14 protein-coding genes are annotated in these 16,206 nt (G+C 62.0%); 7 read left to right on the plus strand and 7 right to left on the minus strand.

All coding sequences use genetic code 11. The features are described from left to right. Nucleotides 1-78 precede the first annotated feature (78 nt). Genes ASD83_RS18360 through ASD83_RS18370 form a run of 3 tightly spaced genes read left to right on the plus strand, consistent with a single transcriptional unit; the run spans nucleotide 79 to nucleotide 2,492 of the window. Nucleotides 79-1,203 (plus strand): divergent polysaccharide deacetylase family protein, encoded by a 1,125-nt coding sequence (locus ASD83_RS18360; RefSeq protein WP_056313681.1) that lies wholly within the window; start codon nucleotides 79-81, stop codon nucleotides 1,201-1,203. A gap of 60 nt (nucleotides 1,204-1,263) precedes the next feature. Further along, nucleotides 1,264-1,800, plus strand: a complete 537-nt coding sequence (locus ASD83_RS18365; RefSeq protein ID WP_056313683.1) for an RNA pyrophosphohydrolase — start codon at nucleotides 1,264-1,266, stop codon at nucleotides 1,798-1,800. A gap of 5 nt (nucleotides 1,801-1,805) precedes the next feature. After that, nucleotides 1,806-2,492 carry an aspartate/glutamate racemase family protein gene (locus ASD83_RS18370; protein WP_056313684.1) on the plus strand — a complete coding sequence of 229 codons (687 nt, stop codon included), beginning with the start codon at nucleotides 1,806-1,808 and terminating at the stop codon, nucleotides 2,490-2,492. Between the two features lies 1 nt (nucleotide 2,493). Here ASD83_RS18370 and ASD83_RS18375 read toward each other — a convergent pair whose 3' ends face one another. From ASD83_RS18375 to ASD83_RS18405, 7 genes are all read right to left on the minus strand, one after another. Beyond that, a complete protein-coding gene (locus ASD83_RS18375; protein WP_056313686.1) occupies nucleotides 2,494-4,647 on the minus strand; it encodes a methyl-accepting chemotaxis protein in 2,154 nt (717 codons plus the stop codon). A gap of 204 nt (nucleotides 4,648-4,851) precedes the next feature. Further along, nucleotides 4,852-5,274 carry a F0F1 ATP synthase subunit epsilon gene (locus tag ASD83_RS18380; protein WP_056313688.1) on the minus strand — a complete coding sequence of 141 codons (423 nt, stop codon included), beginning with the start codon at nucleotides 5,272-5,274 and terminating at the stop codon, nucleotides 4,852-4,854. 88 nt (nucleotides 5,275-5,362) lie between these two features. Then, complete coding sequence (atpD, locus tag ASD83_RS18385) at nucleotides 5,363-6,802, minus strand: F0F1 ATP synthase subunit beta (protein WP_056313690.1); 1,440 nt, start codon at nucleotides 6,800-6,802, stop codon at nucleotides 5,363-5,365. A gap of 21 nt (nucleotides 6,803-6,823) precedes the next feature. Beyond that, nucleotides 6,824-7,711: a F0F1 ATP synthase subunit gamma gene (locus tag ASD83_RS18390; RefSeq protein WP_056313693.1), complete on the minus strand. Its 888-nt coding sequence runs from the start codon at nucleotides 7,709-7,711 to the stop codon at nucleotides 6,824-6,826. A gap of 22 nt (nucleotides 7,712-7,733) precedes the next feature. Next, nucleotides 7,734-9,269, minus strand: a complete 1,536-nt coding sequence (gene atpA / locus ASD83_RS18395) for a F0F1 ATP synthase subunit alpha (RefSeq protein ID WP_056313695.1) — start codon at nucleotides 9,267-9,269, stop codon at nucleotides 7,734-7,736. Next, on the minus strand, nucleotides 9,269-9,829 hold the full coding sequence (locus ASD83_RS18400) for a F0F1 ATP synthase subunit delta (RefSeq protein WP_056313697.1): 561 nt from the start codon (nucleotides 9,827-9,829) through the stop codon (nucleotides 9,269-9,271). The genes atpA and ASD83_RS18400 overlap by 1 nt, the downstream gene beginning before the upstream one ends. Nucleotides 9,830-10,066: 237 nt before the next feature. Beyond that, nucleotides 10,067-12,235, minus strand: a complete 2,169-nt coding sequence (locus tag ASD83_RS18405) for a primosomal protein N' (RefSeq protein WP_056313698.1) — start codon at nucleotides 12,233-12,235, stop codon at nucleotides 10,067-10,069. Between the two features lie 124 nt (nucleotides 12,236-12,359). On the opposite strand from ASD83_RS18405, the gene ASD83_RS18410 reads away from it, so the two are divergent. The 4 genes from ASD83_RS18410 to ASD83_RS18425 all read left to right on the plus strand — a co-directional run bounded on the left by ASD83_RS18410 (nucleotide 12,360) and on the right by ASD83_RS18425 (nucleotide 16,118). After that, on the plus strand, nucleotides 12,360-12,542 hold the full coding sequence (locus tag ASD83_RS18410) for a hypothetical protein (protein WP_156386043.1): 183 nt from the start codon (nucleotides 12,360-12,362) through the stop codon (nucleotides 12,540-12,542). A gap of 93 nt (nucleotides 12,543-12,635) precedes the next feature. Further along, nucleotides 12,636-13,565: a tyrosine recombinase XerC gene (locus ASD83_RS18415; RefSeq protein WP_056313702.1), complete on the plus strand. Its 930-nt coding sequence runs from the start codon at nucleotides 12,636-12,638 to the stop codon at nucleotides 13,563-13,565. A gap of 222 nt (nucleotides 13,566-13,787) precedes the next feature. Then, a complete protein-coding gene (locus ASD83_RS18420) occupies nucleotides 13,788-14,750 on the plus strand; it encodes a DMT family transporter (RefSeq protein WP_082561339.1) in 963 nt (320 codons plus the stop codon). Nucleotides 14,751-14,834: 84 nt separating this feature from the next. Then, entirely contained in the window at nucleotides 14,835-16,118 is a 1,284-nt protein-coding gene (locus ASD83_RS18425) for a hypothetical protein (protein WP_156386044.1), read from the plus strand. Nucleotides 16,119-16,206: the final 88 nt, after the last annotated feature.

The following is a 16,206-nucleotide window of genomic DNA, read 5'->3' on the forward strand; positions in this document are numbered from 1 at the left end:
TGCTAGACTGGGGGCGCAACGGCGTGATTCGCCGCTGCGCCCCCATTACTTTTTCTCTCGGGTAGGGCCGGACTGCCGATGGCCAATGATTTGAGTACGCCGCTGACCGGCCGCCGACAGCGCCTCAAGAATGCCTTGGGCCGTCCGCACCTGCCCATTGCGCGCATCCTGTTCGGCTTGATCGGCGTCATCGTCATCGGCACGGTGGCCCGGCTGGTTCTGGTCGATGACCCGGCCGGCGGGCGGCCAAGCCAGGAAACCGGCATCGTCAATACCCAGGCCGGCAATAGCGTCGCCGATACGGTCGCCTCGGCCCCCGCCACCATTACGGCCGACCCCCAGCAATATCCGGTCGATGGCTCGATCGTCGCGGTGCCCGGCCCGGCCGCCGACGCGCATTCGACGCCCAATGCTCTCGGCATCGTGCCGGAACTGAGCGAAGAGACGGCCAATGGCGCCATTCCCCGTATTTCCGGCACCGGCCAGACGCCCTTTGCCGCCTATCACCATCCGTTCGAAGCGGCGAGCGCCGGCACCGGCCCCCGCATTGCGCTGATCGTCACCGGCCTTGGCATCAATGAGCAAGGCTCGCTCGACGCTATCGCCCAACTTCCCGATCTTGTGACGCTGGCCTTTGCCCCCTATGGCAAGGCGCTCGAAAAAACCGTCACGGTCGCCCGCGGCGGCGGCCATGAAGTCATGCTCGAAGTGCCATTGGAACCGTTCGATTTCCCGCAGAACGACCCCGGTCCCCATACGCTACTGACCGGCCAACCGCCGCGCGAGAACCTTGAAAAGCTCTTTTGGCTGATGGCGCGTTTCGGCGGCTATTTTGGCATCATCAACAATATGGGCGCGCGCTTCACCGCCTCGGCCGGCGATTTCGGCCCGATGATGGAAGAGCTTGGCGCACGCGGCGTCGGCTATATCGACGATGGCTCGTCCAACCGCTCGGTATCGGCCCAGCTTGCCAGCGCCAACAAAGTGCCCTATGCGCGGGCCAGCATGCTGATCGACGCCAATCCGGCGCGCTCATCCATTCTCTCAGCGCTGGCCAGCCTTGAGGCCGAAGCCATGGAACATGGCAGCGCAATAGGTATTGTGAGTGCATTGCCCATTTCCATCCAGGCCGTTTCCGAATGGTCGGCCGGCCTTGATGGCAAGGGTATTGCGCTGGTTCCGGCCAGCGCCCTCATGCAATAGCCCCTGCGGAGAGGTTTGGTCTCTCCGGTCCAGGGACACCAACAGAACAGACGCAACGCCATGTCAGCTTCCCCGAGCCGTGAATCCCTGCCCTATCGCGACTGCGTCGGCATTGCGGTGTTCAATGCCGCGGGCAATGTTTTCCTCGGACACCGCAAGTCCGAAGACGATCCCGACCAGTCGGCCAAGAAGGGCTTTGCCTGGCAAATGCCGCAGGGCGGCATAGACGAGGGCGAAGACCCCTTGCGCGCAGCCCTCCGCGAGTTGCACGAGGAAACCAATATGACGTCGGTGAGCCTTCTCGCCGAGGCGCCGGAATGGATCTATTACGATCTACCCGACGATCTGCTGGGCATAGGCTTCAAGGGCAAATATCGCGGCCAACGCCAGCGCTGGTTTGCCTTCGCGTTTACCGGCGACGAGAAGGAGATCGACGTCGAGACCCCTGGCGGTGGCAAGTTCAAGGCCGAGTTCAACGCCTGGCGCTGGGAGCGCCTGTCGCGCACGCCCTCGCTCATTGTACCATTCAAGCGCGACGCCTATGAGAAGGTCGTGGACGCTTTCATCGACATCCCGCAACGCTTTACCCATACGTAAGAACCATGAAGACCATCGGCCTTATCGGCGGCATGAGCTGGGAATCGACCGCTCACTATTATCGCATTCTCAACCAGGAGACCGCGGCGCGGCTGGGGGGCCTCCATTCAGCCCCCGTTCTGATCGATTCGCTCGATTTCGCGCCCGTCGCGGCGCTGCAATCGGCGGGTAAATGGGACGAAGCCGGCACACTGCTCAATCGCTCTGCCAAGCGGCTCGGCGCGGCGGGAGCGGACGTGATCGGGCTTGCCACCAATACCATGCACCTTGTTGCCGAAGCGATGATGGGCGGCGTCGATGCCGAATTCGTCCACATTGCCGACCCGACTGCCGATGCGCTTCTGGCTGACGGCTACCAGACCGTGGGCCTCCTCGGCACGCGCTTCACCATGGAAATGGGCTTTTATCGCGAGCGGCTGGAGGCTCGGGGCCTCGTCGCGCTCATTCCCGAGGTCGATCGCACCAATCTCAACGGCATCATCTATGACGAGCTTTGCTTGGGCATTGTCCGCGAAGAGTCGCGAAAAATCTATGTCGATGCGATCACCCGCCTTGCCGCCCGCGGCGCCGAGGCCGTCATTCTGGGCTGCACCGAAATCGGCATGCTGATCGACGACGCCGTCAGCCCGCTCCCGGTCTTTGATACGACGGATCTTCATGCCCGTGCGCTGGTGAGCGCGGCCCTGGCTTAACTCAAGCCGCGCGCCGGCCGCGCAACGGCTCTTTCCCCTCCAGTTGAAAAACATCGACAATGCGATCAAGCGCCTGGGTCTGGGCCTCGGTCTGTTCGATGGCGGCATGGGTTTCCTGCACCAGCGCCGCATTGTGCTGAGTCACTTCATCGAGCGTATGGATGGAGGTGGTCACCTCGCCAATTGCGGCGGCCTGCTCGCGACTGGCCTTGGCGATGGCGCTGACCAGTTCGGTATTTTGCGCCATGACATCGAGCATCTGCATCAGTTTATTGCCGGCAGCGGCCACCAGTTCCTCGCCGCTTTTGACTTCACTGCCACTCTTTTCGACCAATTGCTTGACCTCGAAGGAGGCCTGCGCGGTCGATTGCGCCAGCCGCCGCACTTCGACGGCGACGACCGCGAAACCCTTGCCCGCCTCGCCCGCTCGCGCCGCTTCCACGGAAGCGTTGAGCGCCAGGAGATTGGTCTGAAAGGCGATATCGTCGATCAGCCCGATAATATTGGCAATCTGTCCCGACGAGCGGGTGATCCGCTGCATGGCTTCTGTGGCTGCCCCCATCACCGTGCCGCTCTCATGCGCAACACTGGCAACCGAGGCGGTCTGATGCGCGGCCTCTTCGGCGCGACCGGCATTTTCGGCCACCGTGCCCGCCAGCGCTTCCATTGCCGCCGATGTCTGCTCGATGGTGGCGGCCTGCCGCGTCGTGCGATCCGAAAGATCATTGGCCCCGCTCAGCAATTCGCCGCCGGCGACGCGCAGCGACCGCGCGGTCGTCTGCAACTGATGCATGACATCGGCAAAGCGCTCCACCGTGCCATTGAGGGCAAGACGCAGATCTTCGAACTCGGCTGGGAATGGCGTCGCGATGCCCCCCGTCAGGTCGCCATCGGCGAGACGTTTCAACCCGGCCCCGAGCGCGGCCACCGACTGCTTTCGCGCGGTGACGTCGGTGGCGAACTGCACGATCTTGTAGGCACGGCCCTCGGTGTCGCAAATCGGGGTAAACGTGCTCTGGATCCAGATTTCGCTATTGTCGCAGGCTCGGCGCCGATACTCGCCGCTCTTGAATTCACCGCCCGCCAGATCCGCCCAAAACTGCTTGTAACTCTGGCTCGCGGGATCGACATCGGGCAAAAACAGCGCATTGGGCCTGCCGACAATCTCTTCGAGGCGATAGCCGAGGAGATCGAGAAAATTTTGGTTGGCCGTTGCGATCGTGCCGTCGAGATTGAATTCGGCCACCATCTGCGCGCGCGAAATGGCCTGTAATTGCCCGGTATGGTCAGCGGCTTCCGCCAGATGCTGCCGCGCCTGCGCATCGAGAACGGCCTTTTGCTCGGCATTGCTGCGAAACACCTCGACCGTGCGCGCCATCAGGCCCAGTTCGTTGCGGTTCTCCAGATAGGGAATGGCATGGCCGAGATCGCCTTCGGCAATGGCCGCCATGGCTTGCGAAAGCCGCGGGATCGGCTTGGTAATGACGCGGGAAACGAGAAACGCAGCCAGACCCAGCACCAGCACGGCCAGCGCCACGATGCCCGAGAGCACGAGCATGGAGCGATTGAGTACCGCCTCGATCGGCGCACGGGCGACCGCGACCATAAGCGCACCAATCACCGTGCCGTCTTGCCTAGCGATCGGCTGATAACGAAGGAAATAGCCCTCGCCCGCGATCTCGCCGCTTTCGGTCGTTTCCCCATTGGCATGAAGCGCGGCATGAAGCGGCGTGCCGGCAATGATGGGCTGGTCAAGAAGGCGCTCCCCGGCCCCGTCAACAAGGCTGGTCGTGCCGACCAGAAAATCCGGCGACTGCTCGGGGTCAAAGACATAGATGGCGACGTCCTGTCCGGCGACGCCCGCAATGGCGTCGATCATGTCATTGGTCCGGAAGCGCGGCATGCTGCGGCCGGTCAACGTTTCGACATCCCCGGTCGCATCCACGACAACTTCGAGATTGGGCAGATTGACCTGGAAGATCTGCGCGGCAATGCGCGTTGACGAGCGGATGGCATCGTCCGCATCGCTGCTGACGGTCCCGGACAGCGTGACGAAGAGCGCCCCGAGAATGGTGATGCCGGCAAGAAGAATGCCGATGATCGACATGGCCGCAATGACCACGGTCAGTCGGAGATGGCTGAGGATGGAAAGCATATTGGCCCCGCAAGCATCGGCGTCCCAACGCCGCGTCGCGGAAAGATTGCGGCAGAAACGTTAATCGAAGCTTGTCAACGACGTAAAAACACGCAGTGGCAATAGCTTGCCCAAATTCTAGGCAATCCTATGACAATCAAACAAAAAAGGTCGCCCCCTTGCCGGAGGCGACCTTTTTAGAAATCTTTGGGCCATGCCCGAGGCTTAATGAATATGGCCTTCGTTAAGCTGCTGCGCTTCGAGCGCCAGATTAAGAAGGGCGCTGACGAACTGCTGGGCATAGGACTTGTCCTCGGGCGTTTCCGCCCGGGCCAGCTCTTCCTCGGCAGCCCGGATCTGCGCCTGCAGGTCCGAGTGGTCGAATTCGGTGAAGGGCACCGATTCTTCGGCGAGGATGGTCAGGCCCGTCGGCGACACATCGGCAAAGCCGCCGCGCACGAAAAAGACTTCGGAGGCATTGTCCCCGGTCACGGTGATGAAGCCGGGACGCAGCGTCGTCATGAAGGGCGCATGGTCGGCCATGACCGTGAAATAGCCCTCGGTGCCCGGCACGCTAACCGATTGCACGGTCTGCGAAACCAGCAGACGCTCGGGCGACACGATCTCGATCTTGAGGCCTTCAGCCATTTTTTTGGTCCCTTAAGCAGAGAAAACCCGACGCTTCGGGCTTGGACGCTGGGCCCGCCGCAACCGGCGAGCCCAAGTAGCAAAAAGATCAAGCAGCCTGGGCTGCGAGCTTCTGGGCCTTCTTGACGGCATCTTCGATGGTGCCGACCATGTAGAAGGCAGCTTCCGGCAGGTGATCGTATTCACCCTTAACCAGACCCTTGAAGCCCTTGATGGTGTCTTCGAGCTGCACGAACACGCCCGGCGAACCGGTGAACACTTCGGCCACGTCGAAGGGCTGGGACATGAAGCGCTCGATCTTGCGGGCGCGGGCCACGGTCAGCTTGTCTTCTTCGGAAAGCTCGTCCATGCCGAGGATGGCGATGATGTCCTGCAGAGCCTTGTACTTCTGCAGGATCGCCTGAACCTCGCGGGCGACTTCGTAGTGGTCCTGACCGACAACGTTCGCGTCAAGAATACGCGAGTTGGATGCCAGCGGATCAACGGCCGGGTAGATGCCCTTTTCCGAGATGGCGCGGTTGAGAACGGTCACGGCGTCGAAGTGGGCGAACGAGGTCGCCGGCGCCGGGTCGGTGAGATCGTCGGCCGGCACGTACACGGCCTGCACCGAAGTGATCGAACCCTTGTTCGTGGTGGTGATGCGTTCCTGCATCGCGCCCATGTCGGTCGCCAGCGTCGGCTGGTAACCCACGGCGGAGGGGATGCGGCCCAGAAGTGCCGACATTTCAGCACCGGCCTGGGTGAAACGGAAGATGTTGTCCACGAAGAACAGCACGTCCTGGCCTTGGTCGCGGAAGTTTTCCGCAACGGTGAGACCGGTCAGTGCGACGCGAGCGCGGGCACCCGGGGGCTCGTTCATCTGGCCGAACACGAGGGCACACTTGGAACCAGCGGCCGAGCCACCGTTCTCATGCGGGTCCTTGTTCACGCCCGATTCGATCATTTCGTGGTAGAGATCGTTGCCTTCGCGGGTGCGTTCACCAACGCCAGCGAACACCGAGTAACCACCGTGCGCCTTGGCGACGTTGTTGATCAGTTCCTGAATGAGAACGGTCTTGCCCACGCCGGCGCCGCCCATGAGGCCGATCTTGCCGCCGCGCGCATAAGGAGCGATCAGGTCGACGACCTTGATGCCGGTGACGAGAACCTGAGATTCAGGGTTCTGCTCGGCAAAGCTTGGCGCGTCCTGGTGGATTTCGCGCGTCGTTTCGGAAACGATCGGGCCAGCTTCGTCGATCGGCTCGCCGATGACGTTCATGATGCGGCCAAGCGTGACATCGCCCACGGGCACGCGGATAGCGGTGCCGAGATCGGTCACTTCAGCGCCGCGAACCAGACCTTCGGTCGTGTCCATGGCGATGGTGCGCACGGCGTTTTCGCCCAGATGCTGGGCAACTTCCAGCACCAGGCGCTGGCCGTTATTGGTGGTTTCAAGCGCGTTCAGGATGGCGGGCAGGTGATCGTCAAACACCACGTCAACGACGGCGCCAATGACCTGCGAAACGCGACCGGCCTTCTTATCTGCCATTTGTTCGTCCTCGCTGATGGGTTAGAGCGCTTCCGCGCCCGAAATGATTTCGATGAGTTCTTTGGTGATCTGGGCCTGACGCTGGCGATTGTAGCTCAGCTGCAGCTTTCCGATCATTTCGCCGGCATTGCGGGTCGCATTGTCCATGGCGGACATCTGCGCACCGTAGAACGAGGCGCTGTTTTCAAGCATGGCGCGGAAGATCTGCACCGAGATATTGCGCGGCAGCAGGTCTTCGACGATGGCTTCTTCGCTCGGCTCGTATTCGTAGATGACGGCTGAACTGGCAACCTCACCCTGACCTTCGACGCGTTCGATCTTGGCCGGAATGATCTGCTTTGCCGTTGGCTCCTGGCTGATCACCGAGTTGAACTTGGCGTAGAACAGGGTTGCTACGTCGAACTCGCCGGCAGCAAAGAGGGCCTGGACCTTCTGGCTGATTTCGCTCGCCTGCGCAAAGCCGATAGTCTTGACTTCGCGATAGCTGACGGTCTCGATGATCTTGTCAGCGAACTGGCGCTTGAGGATATCGTGACCCTTGCGGCCGACCGTCAGGAACTTGACGGTTTTGCCCGCAGCAATGAGCTTGGTGGCGTGATCGCGCGCCAGACGCGCAATCGAGGAATTGAAGCCACCGGCAAGGCCACGCTCACCGGTCGCGACGACCAGCAGGTGCACCTGATCCCGACCATTGCCACCCAAAAGGACGGGCGCGTCGGACTGGCCATCATAGACGGCAGCCAGGCTCGCCAGCACCGACCCCATGCGCTCGGCATAGGGGCGGGCTGCTTCTGCAGATTCCTGGGCGCGACGGAGCTTTGCCGCCGCGACCATCTGCATGGCCTTGGTGATCTTCTGCGTCGACTTGACCGAGTCGATCCGGTTCTTAAGATCCTTTAGCGACGGCATTGCCTGTCGTCTCCTTCAGGGCTCAGGCCGCGTAGGTCTTCTTGATATCGTCAAGAGCCGATTTCAGCTTGGCGCGCGTATCATCGCTCAGCTGCTTTTCGACGGCGATGGTCTTGAGGAGATCAGCATGCTTGGAACGCAGGTTCGAAAGAACGTGCTTTTCAAAATCCTGAACCTTGTTGACCGGAACGGTATCGAGATAGCCTTGGCCACCGGCAAAGATCACCGCAACCTGTTCTTCCGTCTTGAGCGGCGAGAACTGGGGCTGCTTGAGCAGTTCGGTGAGACGCGCACCACGGTTGAGGAGGCGCTGGGTCGCGGCGTCGAGATCGGAACCGAACTGAGCAAAGGCGGCCATTTCGCGATACTGCGACAGTTCGCCCTTGAGCGAGCCCGCAACCTGCTTCATCGCCTTGACCTGAGCCGAACCGCCCACGCGGGAAACCGACAGACCAACGTTCACCGCCGGACGGATACCCTGGAAGAAGAGGTTGGTTTCAAGGAAGATCTGGCCATCGGTGATCGAGATCACGTTGGTCGGAATATAGGCCGACACGTCGTTTGCCTGGGTTTCGATAACCGGCAGCGCGGTCAGCGAACCAAGACCGTGGTCTTCGTTCATCTTGGCAGCGCGCTCGAGCAGACGGGAGTGCAGGTAGAAAACGTCGCCCGGGTAAGCTTCGCGGCCCGGCGGACGGCGCAGCAGCAGCGACATCTGACGGTAGGCAACGGCCTGCTTGGTCAAATCGTCATAGGCGATAACGGCATGCTTGCCATTGTCACGGAACCACTCGCCGATGGCGCAGCCGGTGAACGGCGCGATGTACTGGAGCGGCGCCGGATCGGACGCGGTTGCAGCGATCACGATCGAATACTGCAGCGCGCCTGACTCTTCGAGCTGACGCACGAACTGGGCAACGGTCGAACGCTTCTGGCCGACCGCGACATAGATGCAGAACAGCTTCTCGGTGTCCGAAGCGTCGGCATCGTGAGCCGGCTTCTGGTTGAGGAAGGTGTCGAGAATGATCGCGGTCTTGCCGGTCTGGCGATCGCCGATGACGAGCTCGCGTTGGCCACGGCCGATCGGGATCAGCGCGTCGATGGCCTTGAGGCCGGTCGACATCGGTTCGTGAACCGACTTGCGCGGCAGAATGCCGGGAGCCTTGACGTCGACGCGGCGACGCTCGGTGTGCACGATCGGGCCCTTGCCATCGATCGGGTTGCCGAGGCCGTCGACCACGCGACCGAGAAGGCCGGGACCAACGGGGGTATCAACGATGGCGCCGGTACGCTTGACGACGTCGCCTTCCTTGATGGAACGGTCATTGCCGAAGATCACGACGCCGACATTGTCGGTTTCGAGGTTCAGCGCCATGCCCTTGATGCCGCCCGGGAACTCGACGAGCTCACCAGCCTGCACCTTGTCGAGGCCGTAGACGCGGGCAATACCGTCACCGACGGAAAGCACCTGACCGACTTCCGAAACCTGGGCTTCCTGGCCGAAATTCTTGATCTGGTCCTTGAGGATCGCAGAAATTTCCGCGGCTTTGATGTCCATTATCCGACCTCTTTCATGGCGATCTTCATCGCAGCGAGTTTTGTCTTGATTGAAGAATCGATCATCTGGCTGCCGACCTTCACCTGAAGGCCGCCGATCAGCGAGGGATCGACAAACTGATTGAGCGTGACGGTCTTGCCCAATTTGGTCTTGAGCGTTTCGCTCAAGGCCGAAGCCTGTTCCGCGCTCAGCGGGGTTGCCGAGGTCACTTCTGCAGTGGTTTCGCCACGAGCAGCCGCTGCCAAGTCGCGAAAGCCGGCAATGATATTGTCGAGCGCGAAGAGGCGGCCATTCCGCGCCACGAGGCGCAGGAAATTGGCAACCAGCGGGTTGACCTTGGCCTTACCGAGAATAGCGTCGAGCGCAGCAGCCTTCACATCGCCCGAAATAACCGGAGAGTGCAGGTAGCGCGAGAAGTCGTCGCTTTCACCAATGAGGCGGGAAATATCGGAAAGGCCGGTTTCGACCGATGCCAGTTGATTCTCGCTCTGGGCGAGATCGAACAGCGCCGACGCATATGGCCGCGCGATCTGGGTAAGCACTGAATTCTGCGCTGCCAATGTCGCTTCACCCTCTTATGTTGCCAGCCTCGGCTCAACGCCGGGACGGCTTGTTCATCACTTGGAACGTGTCCGGAAATGCGGTCCCAGTCGGACTACCCCCCGCAGGACCCCTTCAAGTCGGGCTCGCTCTAACACAAGCCAAGCGGCCCATGCAAGGCTGGGTGGCATGATTCGATTGCGGCGAAAATGTCGCAGGCTCGGCATGGTGATAATGCGGCGTTTCCGGCCGCAAGCTCACATGAAACTCATCGGGTCGATATCGACCTGGATTTTGAGGTCCCCCTTGGGCTTTTCGGCGCTCTGAAGCCAGAAACGCACATAGCCCGAAAGGTCGAAATCCCTCCCCGACTGCGCCAGAAGCCGGACCCGGTGCCGGCCCCGGATCATGGCAACCGGCGCATCGGCGGGACCGAAGAGTTTTACGCCATCCGCCATGGGGGCAGCGGAGAGGAGAAGACGGGCAAACTTGGTGGCATTGTCGTGCTCATTGGCCGAGACGATCAGCGCCGCGAGACGCCCGAAGGGCGGCATGCCGCCGGCTTCGCGGGCCAGTATTTCCTGCGCGTAAAACGCCTCGCGGTCGCCCGAGACCATGGCCTTCATCACCGGATGATCGGGATGATAGGTCTGCAAGAACGCCTTGCCGTGGCGGGAGGCCCGGCCGGCGCGACCTGCAACCTGGGTGAGAATCTGAAAGGTTTTCTCCGCCGCCCGCGGATCGCCATGGGCAAGGCCGAGATCGGCATCGAGCACGCCGACGACCGAAAGCTTTTCGAAGTGATGGCCTTTCGAGACCAGCTGCGTGCCGATGATGAGATCATATTCCCCCCGCTCGACCTCGCCAAATCGCTCGCGCAATTGCGCGTGGCTCCCCATGTCGGTCGAGAGCAGCACGCGGCGCGCATCGGGAAAGCGGGCGGCCGCTTCTTCGGCGACCCGCTCGATGCCCGGCCCCACCGGCACGAGACTATCCACCTGCCCGCATTCGCCGCAGTGTTTGGGCGTGCGCACCTCATGGCCGCAATGATGGCACATGAGCACGCCGCGGAACCGGTGCTCGACCATCCAGGCCGAGCAATCCGGGCATTTATATTGGTGGCCACAGGCATTGCAGAGCGTCAGCGGGGCATAGCCGCGGCGGTTGAGAAACAGCAGCGCCTGCTCGCCCCGATCGAGCGCAGCAAAAATTTCGCGGGCCAGAGACGGCGCGATCCACGAGCCCTTTTCCGGCCCATCGATCCGCATGTCGATGGCGGTAATATCGGGCATGGCCGCTTCGGCAAAACGGCTTTCGAGCCGCACATGTGAATAGCGCCCCTGATTGGCATTATTTCGCGATTCGACCGAGGGCGTGGCCGAGGAGAGGACGACGCGCGCCTGCGAAAACTGCGCACGCACCACCGCCATATCGCGCGCATGATAGGTAAAACCCTCGGACTGTTTATAGGCGCCGTCATGCTCTTCATCGAGCACCAGCAGCCCCAGCGCGCGAAATGGCAAAAAGAGCGCCGAGCGCGCCCCGACGACGGCCCTGACGGTGCCATCGAGCACCCCGCGCCAGACCTTTGAACGCTGCACCGGCGTCATATCCGAATGCCACTCGGCCGGGCGCGTGCCGAACCGGCGGGTAAAGCGGTCGATAAATGTGTTGGTGAGCGCGATTTCCGGCAAGAGAATAAGAGCCTGCCGCCCGGCGCGCAGCGTATCGGCCACCGCCTCGAAAAACACTTCGGTCTTGCCGCCCCCGGTGACGCCATCAAGGAGCGCCACGCCGAACTGATGGGGATCAAGCGCCAGAATATCATCGAGCGCCGCCTGCTGCTCGGGATTGAGTTTTGACGGCGCCGCCTCGGGATCGGGCGGCAGCACCACCGGAGCAGCCGGAATTTCAAGCTTCTCCAAAGCCCCCGCCCGTTCGAGCCCATCGATGACCGAAGAGGAAACGCCGGAGGCTCCAACCAGAGCCGCCTTGGGCCAGGCCATGTCGTCCATCAGCGCATCGAGCACGCGCAGCCGGGCCGGCGTCAGCTTTTCCGGCTCAAGCCCGGTGCGGCGATAGGCGATAACCGGCTTTGGCGCATCGAGCGCTTCGGGCGAACGCAGCACACCGCGCAACACCTGGCCGGGCGCCGCCAGCGTATAGCGCGCCACCCATTCGACGAGCTTGAGCAACTCCTCGGAAAGCAGCGGCACATCAAAAACCTGGGCCACATCACGCAGGCGATTGTGGGCGATATTGTCCTTGGGCACGCCCCAGACGACGCCGAGAGTGAGACGCGGCCCAAGCGGCACGGCGACGATGGAGCCGCGCTCGACCACCATGTGTTCGGGCACGCGATAGCTATAGGGGCCCTCGACGGCCACCCCCACCATTACCGCAACAATGTCCATCCGCGTCTGCATCTCTAGCGTTCGGTTCGCATCGGGCCATGGGAATTGCAAGCGATTCGGTCCGTCCTGCCATACTGACAGAGCCTGTCACTACGTTCACTTAATGTTCCTGGGAGGAAAAGAACAGGAGGATGTCATGATTGGAAGTGAAAATCGGCGTGAGCCCGGCGATCTCGTCGCCATCGCCCGCAATGCCAGCCTTTATGACTGGCTGATCAATGTGGCCCGGCCCCGGCGCTTGCCCCAGCCGGTGCCGTCGCGTCTGCGGGCCGATCTCGGCCTGCCGCCGGAGACCGAAGACGCGCGCTGGCGGTACTAGAATACGCACGCCTTTGCCCCCAAACCGGTACCACTTTCGGGAGGCACGCTTGCGGCTAGAGATCGGTAACCCGCTCGGTGTAGAATCGGGCTCATGACCGACAGCGCCTTTGCCACCGATGCCTTTATCCAATCCCGGATCGCGCACTGGATGCGCGAGCTGGGCTCGATAAAGCGCCTCGCGCCCAATACGCTCGAAGCCTATGGCCGCGATATCAGCCAGTTCATGAGCTTTCTCGCCGGCCATATGGGTGGGCCGATTTCCCTGCAATCGCTGAAAGAGCTGCGCGCCGCCGATATCCGCGCCTTCATGGCGCAGCGGCGCGAGGAAAGCCTTGGTTCGCGCTCGCTGGCGCGGGTGCTTTCGGCGCTGAAGAGCTTTTTTGCCTTTCTCGAGCGCGAAGGCATTTTCGCGACCGAAGCGCTCAATGCCATTCGCACCCCGAAAATTCCGCGCTCCCTGCCCAAGGCGCTGACTGTCCTCGAAGCCAAAAATACCATTACGGTAACCGACGAAATGGAAGACCGGCCATGGGTCGCCGCACGCGATATGGCCGTCATCTCGCTCTGCTATGGCGCGGGCCTGCGTATTTCCGAAGCGCTGGCGCTGACCAAGGGCGATCTCGAAAGCGATGTGCTGCGGGTGACCGGCAAGGGCGGAAAAATCCGCATGGTGCCGCTGATCGCCCCGGTGCGGCAGTGGATCGAAGAATATCTCAAACTGAGCCCGTTCAAACTCTGGGAAGAAGACCCGCTATTTCGCGGCGTGCGTGGCGGCGTTTTGTCCCCCCGATTGATCCAAAAGCGGATGGAACTCGTGCGCTCCGCCCTTCAACTTCCGCCATCGGCAACGCCACACGCACTGCGCCACTCCTTTGCGACGCATCTTCTCGGCAAAGGCGGCGACCTCCGCGCCATTCAGGAACTGCTGGGCCATGCGAGCCTTTCGACCACGCAAATCTACACCGCCGTCGACACCGAACGGCTGATGGAAAGCTATACCAAGGCGCATCCGCGTGGCTAAACGCTGCCGCTGGACGGATTTGCCAAACTCCGGCTTTCCAGCCGTACCCGCCGGTACTATAAAAACGCCATGTCTTCGTGCCCGCAGATTCTCCTTCCGATGATCTCGCTTATCCGTCCCAGCTGGGCCCGGACCGAAGGCTGATATCCAGCATTTGGCAACCCGGCCCGCGCCTCGCGGTGTCCGGCAGGAACCACGGGCGGGCCAGAAAGAGCAACGCCCATGAGTGCCCAAGAAAGTTCCTTGCCCTCGCCGGCGCAAACCCAGCCGAAAATCGACATGCTCGGCTATGGCCTCGCCTTTGCCGGCGCCGCGCTGTTTTCGACCAAGGGCGTTTTCATCAAGCTCGCTTTCGCTCAGGGCGTCAGCGTCGAGGCAACGCTTGCTTTGCGCATGATGATGGCACTGCCGATCTATCTCGTCATTCTCGCCCTGCTCCTGCTGCGCAACGCAAAGCTGCGCGGCATGATGACGCCGGGACGGCTGATGGGCGCCATGAGCGTCGGAGCCTTGGGCTACTATCTTTCGAGCTATCTCGATTTTGCCGGCCTCGCTTTCGTCTCGGCGCAATATGAACGGCTGGTGCTGTTCACCTATCCCTTTTTCGTGCTGCTGTTCGGGGTCTGGTTCTTCGGCGACCGGATGAACTGGAAGCTCGTGCCGGCCATGCTGGTGAGCTATTCGGGCCTGATGGTGATCTTTGCCTGGAACCTGAGCGTCCAGCCCGATGGTCTGGTGATCGGCACGCTGCTGGTCCTTGGTTCGGCGCTGACCTTTGCCTTTTATCAGCACCTCGCCAAACGGCAGATGCTGGTGCTGGGCACCATGCTCTTTACCTGCGTCGGCATGTCGACCGCCGCCATCCTCGCCATCGGCCAGAGTTTTATCGTCGATGGCCCCTCAACCTATGCCGGCTTCGCCCCCAATATCTGGGGCATCGGCCTGATGCTGGGCATCTTTGGCACCGTGCTGCCCTCCTTCCTCCTCAATGGCGGCATTGCGCGGATCGGGGCGCGGGCGACGTCTTCCACAGCTTCCTTCGGACCCATCATCACCATTGTTCTCGCCGTCGCGGTCCTCGGCGAGGCTTTCACCTGGGTGCACGCGCTCGGCACGGCCCTGGTTCTGCTCGGTTCCTGGCTCTTTGCCCGGACAGACAGGCAAAGTCGCTCCCGCTCGACATAAATCGACAGCATTTACGCTTTGGGCTGCCGCAAAGCCGCTGTAATCTCAACGCAGAACGAGGGTGCAAAACCGGAGGGACAACCGATGCGCGCGATTAATCACGTCATGGCGGGAAGCTTGCTTGGGCTCGCCTTGATGGCCGGCATGACCATGCCGAGCCTGGCCCAGAAAAACTCTACCAATACCGCTTCGACAGTGGATTTCGGCGATGATTCGTCCGATTGGGCCAAGGACGGTGAGTGCGACGACCCGCGCTTTACCGGCACGGGCGCCGCTTCCGAACTGGTCGATGCCGACCTGATGAAGGACGCCACCGACTGCAAGGCGGCCTTCGAAGCGGGCACTGTCACCCTTAAGGATAGCGGCACCAGCCCCGCCGACATCGCCATCGCCACCCCGGTCAACGCCATCGACTTCGGCGATGATTCCTCTGAATGGGCCAAGGACGGGGAATGCGATGATCCGCGCTTTGAAGGCACGGGCGTCGCCGACGAACTCGTGGATGCCGACCGCCTGAAGGACGCCACCGACTGCAAGGCCGCCTATGAGGCCGGCACCGTCACCCTCAAGGAGAGTGCTTCGACCCCGGCTGTCGCTGCCACCACCACCGAGATCGACTTCGGCGACGATTCCTCCGAATGGGCCAATGACGGCGAGTGCGATGATCCGCGCTTTACCGGCACCGGCACGGCCGATGAACTGGTCAATGCCGACCGCATGAAGGACGCCACCGATTGCCGCGCCGCCTTCGAGGCCGGCACCGTCACCCTCAAGCATGGCGGCGCAACCCCGGTCGCCGGCATCGACTATGGCAATGATTCCTCGGAATGGGCCAATGATGGCGAATGCGACGACCCCCGCTTTTCGGGCAAGGGCGTTGCCAGCACGACGCTGGCTGAAGACATCAAGCGGGACGCGACCGACTGCCGCGCGGCCGTCGAAGCGGGCCGCGCCACCTATAATGGCGAACAGCAAGCCGCAGCCTTCGACTTCGGCTCCGACTTTTCCCGCTGGGCCAATGACGGCGAATGCGACGATCTGCGCTTCCAGGGCGCCGGCGTCGACAAGAAGCTCTTGTCGGAAGACCTGATGGGCGACGCCACCGATTGCCGCACGCTGCTCGAAGAAGGCAAGATTTCGATCCGCAAGGTCTATACGCCCGAATATGCCGCCGGCGCACCCTATGACGGCTCGGACATCGATTTTGGCGACAATTCCTCGTCCTATGCCAATGACGACGAATGCGACGATCCGCGCTTTGAAGGCCCGGGCGCGGCCACGACCCTCCTCGACAGCGACCGCCTCGCCGACGCCGACGACTGCAAGGCCGCCTACGAAGCCGGCACGATCGCCCTGATCGAAGACTGAGGTTTTGGGTTTTTAAGATTGAACGGCGGGGCCAAGGCTCCGCCGTTTTTTGTTGGGTGCGCTCTCCCCCTCACCGACTCGGCTTCGC

It is taken from the genome of Devosia sp. Root685, from assembly GCF_001427875.1.
Classification (GTDB): Bacteria; Pseudomonadota; Alphaproteobacteria; order Rhizobiales; family Devosiaceae; genus Devosia.